This is a genomic window from Bradyrhizobium sp. LB8.2, assembly GCF_040548035.1.
Classification (GTDB): domain Bacteria; phylum Pseudomonadota; class Alphaproteobacteria; order Rhizobiales; family Xanthobacteraceae; genus Bradyrhizobium.
Genome location: NZ_JBEPQV010000031.1, coordinates 65,071 through 77,077, shown reverse-complemented (window position 1 = coordinate 77,077; position 12,007 = coordinate 65,071). Strand labels below are relative to the sequence as shown.

At 64.4% G+C, this 12,007-nt stretch carries 9 protein-coding genes; all 9 read right to left on the bottom strand.

Features of this window, described 5'->3' with window-relative positions; translation table 11 throughout:
• Positions 1 to 1,160: 1,160 nt before the first annotated feature.
• Positions 1,161 to 2,705: a GMC family oxidoreductase gene (locus ABIB06_RS30145; protein ID WP_354051664.1), complete on the bottom strand. Its 1,545-nt coding sequence runs from the start codon at positions 2,703 to 2,705 to the stop codon at positions 1,161 to 1,163.
• A gap of 212 nt (positions 2,706 to 2,917) precedes the next feature.
• The gene (locus ABIB06_RS30140; protein ID WP_354051662.1) at positions 2,918 to 5,038 is read right to left on the bottom strand and encodes an outer membrane protein; all 2,121 of its coding nucleotides are present in this window, start codon (positions 5,036 to 5,038) and stop codon (positions 2,918 to 2,920) included.
• 341 nt (positions 5,039 to 5,379) lie between these two features.
• Positions 5,380 to 7,638 (bottom strand): DNA topoisomerase IV subunit A, encoded by a 2,259-nt coding sequence (gene parC / locus ABIB06_RS30135; protein WP_354051661.1) that lies wholly within the window; start codon positions 7,636 to 7,638, stop codon positions 5,380 to 5,382.
• Positions 7,639 to 7,699: 61 nt separating this feature from the next.
• Positions 7,700 to 7,984 (bottom strand): hypothetical protein, encoded by a 285-nt coding sequence (locus ABIB06_RS30130; protein WP_354051659.1) that lies wholly within the window; start codon positions 7,982 to 7,984, stop codon positions 7,700 to 7,702.
• Between the two features lie 99 nt (positions 7,985 to 8,083).
• Positions 8,084 to 8,836 (bottom strand): DNA repair protein RecO, encoded by a 753-nt coding sequence (gene recO / locus ABIB06_RS30125; RefSeq protein ID WP_354051658.1) that lies wholly within the window; start codon positions 8,834 to 8,836, stop codon positions 8,084 to 8,086.
• Between the two features lie 90 nt (positions 8,837 to 8,926).
• Complete coding sequence (locus tag ABIB06_RS30120) at positions 8,927 to 9,307, bottom strand: hypothetical protein (protein ID WP_354051656.1); 381 nt, start codon at positions 9,305 to 9,307, stop codon at positions 8,927 to 8,929.
• 21 nt (positions 9,308 to 9,328) lie between these two features.
• Positions 9,329 to 10,255, bottom strand: coding sequence for a GTPase Era (gene era / locus ABIB06_RS30115; RefSeq protein WP_354051655.1), 927 nt, complete (start codon positions 10,253 to 10,255; stop codon positions 9,329 to 9,331).
• Positions 10,245 to 11,081, bottom strand: a complete 837-nt coding sequence (gene rnc / locus ABIB06_RS30110; protein ID WP_354051654.1) for a ribonuclease III — start codon at positions 11,079 to 11,081, stop codon at positions 10,245 to 10,247. Before rnc ends, era begins: the two co-directional genes overlap by 11 nt.
• Positions 11,078 to 11,842: a signal peptidase I gene (gene lepB / locus ABIB06_RS30105; RefSeq protein ID WP_354051652.1), complete on the bottom strand. Its 765-nt coding sequence runs from the start codon at positions 11,840 to 11,842 to the stop codon at positions 11,078 to 11,080. The genes rnc and lepB overlap by 4 nt, the downstream gene beginning before the upstream one ends.
• Positions 11,843 to 12,007 lie beyond the last annotated feature (165 nt).

Below are 12,007 nucleotides of genomic sequence, written 5' to 3'. Positions count from 1 at the left end.
AACGATGGAGGATCGGTCTTCCCGGCGCATGCGAACACTGGTGACCCGAATGGCCCGTTCGAGGCCTGTCCGCTAATTAGCTCGAATGCGCGCTGATATCCATGATGGCCCGGAGCACAACACGCTCCAATCAGAGGCCGGATACATTGATGCAAGACCGCATCTGCCAGGTTGACGAAACCTCTTGCAACGCGCGGCCGGACCATACATTCGGGTCGCAAGCGGTCGATGATGACCGCGCCGAACCACTTCCGCTCTGCCCTCGGAAGCTGCCGTCTCTCAGCACGCGCCCTTTGGGCGAAAGCCGTCACCCTCGCCTCCCCGACCCGTCGGGCAAAACAGCCGCGACCACTTCCGCCACACCGCCTGTCAAGCCCATCTCGCAAAATATTCCACTTTACCGAATTTCGGATTTATCGTACAGACAAAACACCCTGGCCCGAGACAAGGGGCGGATCGCGATCGTCACGAACCGCGGGCTGGGCAGCGATGGACGCGACGGCGTCGGGCGTAACAGGCATTGCAGGGCGGCTTCGGCTGTGAGCAATCGCTTCGCGCCGACGACACGACGCCGACAGCGTCTTCGCATGGCTTCGGGTGTGAGCACACGCCAGCACTCGAAGTCCCAGCGAAGACGTGCGCGGACGAACAAGTCGTGTGGTCCTGACGCCCGGGGTCTGTGCGTCAAGTCCTGCGGTGATGAGGCGGCCCGACCGGGCGCGCGCATCAGCTATCCGCAGGGCGACGGGGGCAATAGTGCATCGCTCCCCGGGGAGAGCACGAAGGACACGTTAAAACCATCGCGCGGGGAAGGCCGGGCGATCCGGCGAACCTGTGGTCCACCCCGTGTGTATTTCTATGGCGCACGGACCTTGCGGGTGCCCGCCGGCGCCCGGCCTTCCCTGCGCCCTTTCCTTGAAGGTGGCGCGAGAGGTAGAACTCGGGCGAAATGCGCCGCGAGAATGCGAACTCTCGCCCGCTGTTTGAAATGTGAATTGAAGAGGAACGGCTGAATCTTGCTGCGTCATAAGACCCTCATGGTGAGGAGCGCGAAGCGCGTCTCGAACCATGAAGGCCCGGATATTTGCCCGAGGCCATCCTTCGAGACGCGCGTTCCGCGCTCCTCAGGATGAGGAGAAGAGTGGTTTGACGCAGCAGAACTAACGCCTCATCATCCGCGCAATCGCTTCCCCGATCACCACCGTGGTGAAGTGGGTGTTGGCCCGGCAATCCGACGGCATGATCGAGGCGTCGGCGACGCGCAGGCCCGCGATGCCCTTCACCGTACCATCAGGGTTGACCACGCCGTCGGCCTGCTTGAAGCCGGTCATGCGGCAACTGCCGGCGGCGTGCTGGATGTCTCCGGTTTCGCGCCGCAGCAGCGCATCGAGTTCATGATCCGGCAGCGCGGCTGCCTGCGGCAGCGTCAGATCGGTGTCCGCCAGCCGGATCCAGTCGGCGATGCCTGATAGCGCGGGTTGGGAGGTGATCACGGCCAGCCGTTTCACCGCATCCGTCATGCGCAGCATGTCACGGGGATCGGCCAGCATGTTCTCCTCGACAACAGGATCGATCGCGGGGTCGGTCGAGGCCAGTTTAAGTGTTCCACGAGAATACGCATTGAACAGCCCGGCGCCGATCGCTCCTGATACGCCGATGCCGCGGTGGTTGAAGGCGATCAGGATCATGTCCCGTTTGCCGCCATCGGCAAGGCCCGACGAATAGGTCACGCAGCAATTGGTGTGGCGGGTGTCAGGATCGCTCGGCCGCAGGTTTTCATGGAGCTGGACCGTGGCGCGAAACAGCGGATGGTCGAAGAAGTGCCGGCCGACCGGCAGGTCGCGCTCGACCGCGATCCCCATCCCCTTCAGCTCGTCGGCAGGTCCAATGCCCGAGCGCAGCAGGATCGCCGGACTGTGGATGGCACCGGCGCAGAGCACGATCTGGCGCGCGCTGATCTCGCTGGCGCCCTGCCCCTCGATGTGAACGCGAAGGCCGGTCGCCCGCCCGTCACTGATCAATACGCGATCGACCAGCGCGTGCCCGCGAATATCCAGATTGGCGCGGCCGCGCGCGGGCTCCAGATAACCCTCGTTGGTGGTGATGCGGCGGCTGTCCCGGCTGTTGATGGGATAGCAAGCGACGCCCTCGCCGTCGGGACCATTGACGTCGGCGCACCAGGGATAGCCGCTCGCCAGCGCCGCATCGCGCAAGCCGCGATCGATCGGCCCCCATTTTTCCGGAGGCGCGCGATAGACCGGCAGCGGTCCGCCGCGGCCATGGCCCGCTGCGTCACCGAACTCCAGATCATCCTCGATCACCGAGAACAACGGCATCACGTCTTTCGCGGACCAGCCGGTGCAGCCATTGGCGGCCCATTCGTCGAACGCATCGGCGACGCCGCGGATGGCGATCTGGCCGTTCATCATCGACGAGCCGCCGAGGCCCTTGCCGCGCCAGTAGAAGCGCGGCTCCTGCCCCGCCACCCGGCGCGTCAGAAGATCAGGCCATTGCCATTTCTCCTGGTACTCGCGCTTGTGGATGATCGGGATGGGATTTGGCGTCATCACTTCCCAGGGCGCCTCGTCGGCGCGCCAGTCGAGACCCGCCTCCAGCAGCAGGACGCGCCGTGCGGGATATTCGGAGAGCCGTGCCGCAACAGCGGCGCCGGCGGAGCCGCCGCCGACAACAATGACATCGTACATCGCGCTACTTCTCAACGTTCCAGAAAACCGGGATGGCGGACGGTATCAGACCGTGCAAACCGGCGCGAGAGGCGGCGGGCTGGGCGAGCGACGATCCGGCCTCACCCGCCGCGCGTTGCGTCGTATGAAAAGATAGGACGGAAATCGCCGGCGACGATAATTTGCAGGCGCGGCAGTGGCCTTGCGGCTGGTCGGGCGATCTGAGCCGAGCTCTATGGCGTGAACTTGTAGGACAGGCCGGCGCGAATGGTATCGATGGTCTGTCGGCCGCCTCGATCCGTGGTGGGCGTGCCGCCTGGCTCAGTGGTCGTGATGTTGCTGGTCGCTTCTACTGTGCCGAAATCGTAGTGCAGATATTCGATGCGGCCGATCCAGTTTGAGTTGCCGAGGAAGGTCTCGACACCGGCGCCGGCGGCCATCCCGAAATGATTGCGCGCCGTCTCGATCACAGCGGCCGTGACCGGGCTGGGGGCCGAGTTGGCCGAGCTATCGATGCGGTGCGCACGTTCGAACGCGAGACCGCCGGTGGCATAGAGAAGCCAACCACTCGAGGGTGTCCAGCCGAGACGCCCGCGCAACGTGCCCAGGTATTTGACGTTGTCCGACAGCGTGTCGCTGATGGTGCCCGCGAGCACGGTTGGCGTCGAGCCCTTGATACCGGTAGTGCTGCCGTCGATCTCGACACCCGCAACGACGCTCGCATACTGCCAGTTGTAGCCGGCCTGGCCGCCGCCGAGCCAGCCTTTCGACCTGATATCGCCGATGGTGACCCCGCCAAGCAGGGAGGCGTTCGAAAAATCGTTCTGCTTCCAGCCATAGCCGCCATGGGCGCCAAGATAGAAGCCGGACCAGCTTTGCAGCGATGGCGCCGGGCCCGCCTTGGCGTAGGCAAGCGCAGACACCGGCAAAGCCGCGTCCGGTCCGAACTTGTAGGACACGCCCGCGCGCACGAGATCGACGGTTTGATGGCCGATCGCGGTCGCCGCAGCAAAATTCGCGAGCGGCGGCGAGACGGAAACCAGGCTTGAATCGGAACGGACGCGGCCGAAATCGTAGTGCAGATATTCCAGCCGCCCGATCCAGTTGCTGCTGCCGAGCATCATCTCGCCCCCCACACCTGCAACCCAGCCGAAGCGGTCGCTCGGTGTGGCCGTCCGCGTGGTGGTGACGCCCGTCGCGGTGGTGTCCTGCTGCACCTGGGAGATCTCCAGCCGTTCCCAGCCGAGGCCGGCGGTACCGTACAGCAGTAAGGTGTCGATCGGCGTCCAGCCGAGACGGCCGCGCACGGTACCGAGATATTTCACCTTCTCGTCAAACTTCAGCGTCGAGGCGAAGCCAGGAACCGCGATCGAAGCTGTCGAGGTGCTGCCCTTGATGTCGGCCGCGCTGAGGTCGGCCTCGAGGCCGGCGACCACGCGATCATATTGCCAGTTGTGGCCGAACTGACCGCCGGCGACCCAGCCTTGCGACTTTGCGCCGGTCAGTGCGCCATCCGGTGCAAAGTCGAGCAGCGGCAGCGGCAAGGTCGCGGGATCATCGCCCCAGCCATAGCCACCATGGGCACCCGCATAGAACCCGGCCCAGCCGTTGCGCGCCGATGCCATCACGGGCGCCTTGACGTAAGGCACCGGCGCGAGACGCGCCTGCTCGCCAAACTTGTAGGACACGCCGACGCGAACCAGGTCGATGGTCTGCGATCCCGACGTCGAGTTCACCTGGCCGATCGCAGCGGTGATCGCAGACGAGTCCGCGATCTGGCCGAAATCATAATGCAGATATTCAATGCGGCCGATCCAGTTCGGGCTGCCCAGCATTGCCTCGACACCAGCGCCGGCGACCCAGCCGAACCTGTCGGTCGGCGTGCGGATGGACGACAGCGTGGCACTGACCGGCGCAGTCGAGGTCTGCAATGTCTGCGATGTGGAGTCGAGCCGCTCCCAGGCGAGGCCTGCGGTCCCATACAGCAGCACATTGTCGGCCGGCAGCCAACCGAGGCGGCTGCGAACGCTGCCGAGATATTGCGCCTTCTCGCTGAGGGTGATGGTCGTCGCGTCGGTCCCGCCGAGGAGCTGGCTGACCGCGTTGCTGCCCTTGATGTCGGTCGCCGAGAAATCGAACTCGAGTCCGGTGACGGCGCGGCCAAATTGCCAATTGTAGCCGGCCTGCGCGCCGTAGACGGCGCCTTTCCCGCGGATGCCGTTGACCGATTGCGGCGTCGCCAGCGCAAACGCTTCCGACTGTGAGAAGTCGTCGCGCCCCCAACCATAGCCGCCGTGGACGCCGAGATAGAAGCCCGCCCAGGACGCGGCGAGCGCCGGCGCCAACCTGGCCACGGGCAAGTCCGCAGCGAGCGCTGAACCGGACAATGCGATGAGCGAGACGCTACATAGAAGCAGGCAGCGCGGCGGACGCAACACCGTGTTCGATCCCGGCCCCATTCCCAGCCCCCAACGAAATTCTCAAAATATCTGGTGCAGATGGAATCACGGAGATTCGTGATTCGCTATCTCTCGTTGAACGAGCGAATCGCGAAAGCCTTTCGGCGTGTTCAAACGGCAACAGCACGCCGCGGGAAATGCTGCGTTTGTCGGCACAAAGGACGAAATCGCAATCAAACGTTAGGAGGTGCGCGATTTGCGAATCAACAAACCGCACCTCCCGTTTGAAAGTCGAGCTACCCGATCACCTTGCCGAACTTGTTCGATTTCGGGAAACCCTTCGGCGCCAGGCGGCCGGCGTCTGCGCGGGTGCCTTGCCACTCGGCCAGTTCCTTCATCGTCGCCGAGAATTCGCGGCCAGCGGAATCCTTCCAGGTCAGCCCCGCCTTGGCGTCGAACACCGCGATGTCCGAAAGGCCGCCGTCCTTGTACTTCTGCAGTCGTGCGCCGCGGCCGCGTGGCATCTCCTGCGTCTGGTCGAGCGGGAAGACCAGCATCTTGCGGTTCTCGCCGATCACCGCGACAGTGTTGCCGAGCACCTCGGTGATCGCGCACGCCTCGTTCGGCATGTCCACGTTGAGGACCTGCTTGCCCTTCTTGGTGGTGCCGACGCAATCGTCCTCGTTGACGACGAAGCCCTGGCCCTCGTGGCTCGCGACCAGGAATTTGCGTCCGCCCTTGTTAACGAACAGCGTGACCGGCGCGGCCTCCGGCTCGAGATCGATGAACTGGCGGATCGGCTCGCCATGACCGCGGCCGCCCGGAAGTTTTGCAACATCGAGCGAGTAGAATTTTCCGTTGGTGGCGAACAGCAGCAGCTTCGAGGTCGTTTCCGCGAAGAACGCGAACCCGAGCTTGTCGTCCTGCTTGAAGGCCAGCCCCGAGAGATCCTCGACATGGCCCTTGAGGGTGCGGATCCAGCCCTTGTCGGAGACGACGACCGTCACCGGCTCGCGCTCGACCAAAGCCTCCTCCATGGCGGCGAGATCGTGCTCGGGCGCGTCCGCAAAGGTGGTGCGGCGCTTGCCGAGCGGGGTCTTCGGCCCGAACATGTCGCGGACCTTGCCAACCTGCTCGGCGACGTTCTTCCACTGCTCGGGTTCGGACGCCAGCAGTCCCTCGATGCCCTTCAGCTCTTTGCGCAGATCCTTGTCCTCGCTGCGGATCTCCATTTCCTCGAGCTTGCGCAGGCTTCGCAGCCGCATGTTGAGGATGGCTTCGGCCTGCACTTCGGTGAGCTTGAACGCCTTGATCAGCGCCGGCTTCGGCTCGTCCTCGTTGCGGATGATCCTGATCACCTCGTCGATGTTCAGATAGGCAATCAGTAAGCCGCTGAGAATCTCCAGCCGGCGCTCGATCTCGGCCTTGCGATGGTTGGTCCGACGGATCAGCACGTCGCGCAGATGGTCAAGCCATTCGCGCAGGCACTCCGCGAGCCCCACCACCTTGGGCACGCGGCCCTTGATCAGCACGTTGAGGTTCAGCGGAATCTTGTTTTCGAGCTCCGTCAGCCGGAACAGCGATTCCATCATCAGCGCCGGATCGACATTCTTCGACTTCGGCTCGATCACGACACGGACGTCTTCGGCCGACTCGTCCCTGATGTCTCCGACCAGCGGCAGCTTCTTCTGGTCCAGCAGCTCGGCGATCTTCTCGATCAGGCGCGACTTCTGCACCAGAAAGGGTATCTCGGTGACGACGACGACCCAGGTGCCGCGTGCGCCCTCTTCCTGCTCCCATCGGGAGCGGACGCGGAACGAGCCGCGGCCGGTGGTATAGGCTTCAGCGATCGCCTGCTTGGAATCGACGCAGATGCCGCCGGTCGGGAAATCCGGGCCCTTGACCCATTTCAGCAGCGCCTTGGATTTCGCGTCGGGCTTCTCGATCAGATGCAGCGCGGCTTCGCAGAGCTCGGCGGCGTTGTGCGGCGGGATCGACGTCGCCATGCCGACCGCGATACCCTGCGCGCCATTGGCGAGCAGGTTCGGGAAGCCGCCGGGCAGCACGACGGGCTCTTTCGACTGGCCGTCGTAATTAGGGCGGAACTCGACCCCGTCCTCGTCGATGCCGTCGAGCAGAAGCCGCGCGACGTCGGTCATCCGCGCTTCGGTGTAGCGGTAGGCAGCGGGATTATCGCCGTCGATATTGCCGAAATTGCCCTGGCCGTCGACAAGCGGATAGCGCGAGGAGAAGTCCTGCGCGAGGCGGACCATGGCGTCGTAGATCGCCTGGTCGCCATGCGGATGGAACGAGCCCATCACGTCGCCGACGATTTTGGCGGATTTCTTGAACGCCGTGCCGGGGTCGAGCCGGAGCAGGCGCATGCCGTACAGGATGCGCCGGTGCACCGGCTTCAGGCCGTCGCGGGCATCGGGCAGCGCGCGGTGCATGATGGTGGAAAGCGCGTACGCAAGATAGCGCTCTTCCAGCGCCTCACGCAGAGGCACCTCGTGAATTTCGGCCGGTTCCGCCGGCGGAATCAATCGTTTTCCCATGCCGCCCGGTTAAACCGTGGAAGCGAATCGGGCAAGGATCGATTGGTTCCCTGTGGGCGGCCTACCGGCCGGCCCAGCCTGCGGTGAAGGTCTGGGTGGGTTGCGCGTTTTTAGCCTGCGTGGTGGCCGGGGCATTGGTCAGGCACCGCCGCGCCGTCTCGATGTCGGCCTCCGTCGCGCCCTTGGACCGCGCCCATCCCTCTGCCGCTGCAGCGGAATATTTAGCCACATAAAACCTGACGACGGTGCAGGAGGCGCGGCGAAAGACGCCGGGTTGCTCACCTGCGAGGGCGTCCGGCGCCAGCGTGACAAGCGCTGCCGATATCACAAATCCCTTGATCAGCATGAGGCTATCCCCGGTTGGAACCCCGAGGGCAAGTCCAGGAAACCCGGTTTGGTTCCAATGACGGCTGCCCTATTGGGGCAATGCAGAGCCGCGCCAGCCTCATGGCGCGGGAATCACGGCCTTCGCCTGCTGTCTCGTCAGCGCGTTGATGAAGCCTGCCCGCGCGTCGGAATGGCCCTGCCCCCGCGGCTCCAGCACATGGCGCAGCAGGAACAGCCCAGTCAACCGAAGGCCGTCCTGAAGATCCTGGTCGGTGACGTCGCTCGCGGCTTCGCCACGACGCAAAAACGGCGGCAGCCGCAACAACCGATCCCGCCACGGCTCGCCCGCGCCGCGTGACACCGCGCCGCCTGATTTCGGCGAGACATAGATCAGGTCGGTAGTCTCCCCGGTCACCGCGCAGTTTTCCAGCGCAAGCCCGAAGCCGAGCGCGGCGAGCATCGCCAGCTCGAAATGGATCAGGTGCACGGCGGCGCCGCCGATGTCGTCGAAATCGTCGAGCGAATGCTCGAGCTGCGCCAAGATGTTTTCGTGCGGATCGCGCTCCGGCAGCAACCGCGCAATCGAGGCGAGATGGGTGATGCCATAGACGCCATGGGGGGATGTCAGCAGCGTCGCCGCGCGCAGCTTGAGGCCCTCGATGGCATAGGTGCCGAGATGCTCGTCGAGCCGCGCCCGCCACACCACGCTGAGGCTGTTGCCGGGCTGCAGCAGCGGCCGCATCCGCGAGCCGGCTCCGCCGCGGACGAGACCGAGATGGCGGCCGTGCGCACGCGTCAGCAGCTCGACGATGGAGCTACTCTCGCCATGCCGCCGCACACCCAGCACGATGCCTTCGTCGGTCCATTCCATGTGCGGAGTCTAGCGCATTTCAGGCGATCGTAGGGTAGGCAAAGCGAAGCGTGCCCACCAATTTGATCAACCGCGCAAAGCGGCGAATCCTCACGCGTTGAACCAGCCCTGTGCATCTCCGCTGAACGAGAAATACAATCCCATCGCCGTCAGCACGCAGGAGATGATCTCGATGGCGCTGTCGAGTTCCATGCCCTTCTCGCCGATGATCTGGCCGAGCGAGATCACCGACAGCACGAGCGCTGCCGCCAGCACCCATCGCGGCCAGTTCTTGCGCCAGCGTGCAGCGAGCCAGACGAAATAGACCAGCAGCAGGATCATGCCGCCGGCGAGCAGCGTCGCCGTCATGATCATCTGCTCGGTCATCTCGGCATTCGGCGTGCGGTCCTGCACCGCGACCGACAGGGCATCCAGCATCAAGGATGCATAGAGCAACGCTTCGAAGCGCCGTACGTTGCCGGGTACGCTCATCGGTGACCGATCTTTTCTTGGTTATTCTTTGGGAAATTCCAGGCCCATCTCGCGGTAGCGATCGGGATCATCGCCCCAGTTCTCGCGCACCTTGACGAACAGGAACAGATGCACCGGCACACCGAGGATCTCGCCGATCTCCTTGCGTGAGTCCGCGCCAATCGACTTGATCGTCGCGCCGCCCGCGCCAAGCACGATCTTGCGCTGGCTCTCGCGCTCGACGAAGATCGTCTGCTCGATGCGGACCGACTTGTCCTTGCGCTCCTCCCACTTGTCGGTCTCGACCGTGGACTGGTAGGGCAATTCCTGGTGCAGCTTGCGAAAGATCTTCTCGCGCGTGATCTCGGCCGCAAGCTGCCGCATCGGCGCGTCCGACATCTGGTCTTCGGGATAGAGGAACGGCCCCGGCGGCACGATCTCGGCCAGAGTATGCCTGAGGTCGTCGACGCCGTCGCCGGAGATCGCCGCGATCATGAAGGTCTTCGCGAAGGCCATGCGCTCGTTGGCCGCCCGCGCCAGTGCCAGCAGCTTCTCGCGCTGGACCAGATCCACCTTGTTGATGACCAGAATCTTCTCGTGCTTGACGCTCGCGACCTTGGTGAGGATCGCCTCGGCTTCCTCGTCGATACCGGCCTTGGCATCCAGCAGCACGCAGACGAGGTCGGCGTCATGCGCGCCGCTCCAGGCGGTCGAGACCATGGCGCGGTCGAGCCGGCGCTTGGGCAGGAAGATGCCGGGCGTATCGACCAGGATGATCTGCGCGTTGTTCTCGATCACGATGCCGCGGATCAGCGCCCGCGTGGTCTGCACCTTGCGCGAGACGATCGTGACCTTGGCCCCGACCAGCGCATTGACCAGCGTGGACTTTCCGACGTTCGGGGCGCCGATCAGCGCGACAAAGCCGCAGCTCGTTGCGGCGGGCGCCTCGCCGCTTGTTTCAACCGTCATTGCCGCCGCCAACACCTTCGCGTTCGATCATCACTGAAGCCGCTACCTTCTCCGCTGCGCGCTTGCTGCCGCCGGTGCCTTCGGCCGACGCCAACCCCGGCAGGTCCACCGCGACACGAAACTCCGGATCGTGATGCGGACCGGTGCGCTCGACCTCGCGGTAGACCGGCGTCGGCAGTCCCTTGCCCTGCGCCCATTCCTGCAGAACGGTCTTGGGATCGCGCAAGGGACGCCGCGGCTTGTGCATGCGTTCGGTCCAGTTGCGCTTGACGAACTCGGACGCCGCCGCGTAGCCGCCGTCGAGGAAGACGGCGCCGATCACGGCCTCGCAGATGTCGCCGAGCACGCTCTTGCGCAGGCGCGCGTCGGCACTAGGACCGACCGAGCCGAGCTTGATGTCGTCGAGGAGACCGAGCGACTTGGCGACGTCGGCGCAGCTCTCCTTGCGCACCAGTTCGGCAAGTCGCTTGGACATCTCGCCTTCGTCGGCGTTCGGGAACGCGTGATAGAGCATGTCGGAGACGACAAGTCCGAGCACGTGGTCGCCGAGGAATTCCAGCCGCTGATAGCTGTCGCCACGCTTGCGCCCGGACTTCAGCGCCGAGACATGCGTGATGCCCTGCATCAAGAGGTTCGGATCGGCGAAACTGTGGCCGATGCGGGCCTCGAGCGCCGCGTTCGCATCCGGGCCCTTGGTCTTGCTGCTCCGCACCCGCTTCTTCTTTGCAGGCGTCTTGATTTCAAGGGTGTTGGCCGCAGCTTCGCCGTCGGGGCCCGCTTGCGCCTCGATCGGGTGGGTCGCGATGTCCTTGACTTCGTCTTTCATCGGACGATTTTGAAGAAGCGATTCCAGCGCACCGCCCACGGCCAGCGCCAGAACATCCAGGCATGCTCGCCTTCGGCGATCGAGAAGAAGATCATCTGGGCGCGCCCGATCAGGTTCTCCTGCGGCACGTAGCCGACCTGGCCGAGGAAGCGGCTGTCGGTGGAGTTGTCGCGGTTGTCGCCCATCATGAAGAAGTGGCCGGTCGGCACGGTGTAGACGTTGGTGTTGTCCACGTAGCCGTTGTCGGCGCAGTCCAACGTCTCATAGGACACGCCGTTCGGCAGCGTCTCCTTCCAGCGCTTCACCCGGGAGACGCCGCCGCCTTCCGAACCGCAGGGATCCTCGCCGACAAATTCGCTCATGCGCTGCCGCTCGACCGGCGTGTCGTTGATGTAGAGCAGACCGTCCCGCATCTGGATGTGGTCGCCGGGAAGCCCTATCACGCGCTTGATGTAGTCGGTGGAGTCGTCCTTCGGCAGGCGGAATACGACGATGTCGCCGCGGCTCGGGTCCGAGCCCCAGATCCGCCCCGAAAACAGCGGCGGCGAGAACGGGATCGAGTAGTGGCTGTAGCCGTAGGAATATTTCGAGACGAACAGATAGTCGCCGACCAGCAGGGTCGCCTTCATCGAGCCGGATGGGATGTTGAACGGCTGGAACAGGAAGGTGCGGATCACGAGCGCGATCAAGAGGGCGTGGATCACGACCCGGATGGTTTCGCCCACGCCGGTCTCAGTTTTGGTCCCTGAAGTCACGCTCATTGCTCTCTCAATTCCGGCCGGCGATCCAAAGCGCGCCCCCCTCCCGCGAACGGCCCGTCGGTTCGCGTCCCAAGGAGATTGTCCTGATTCTGATAATGAGAGCCAATTCCGGCGTAAAGCCGAATTCGCCCAGGCTGATTTGCGTCCGCCGACTTTTAGACGGTT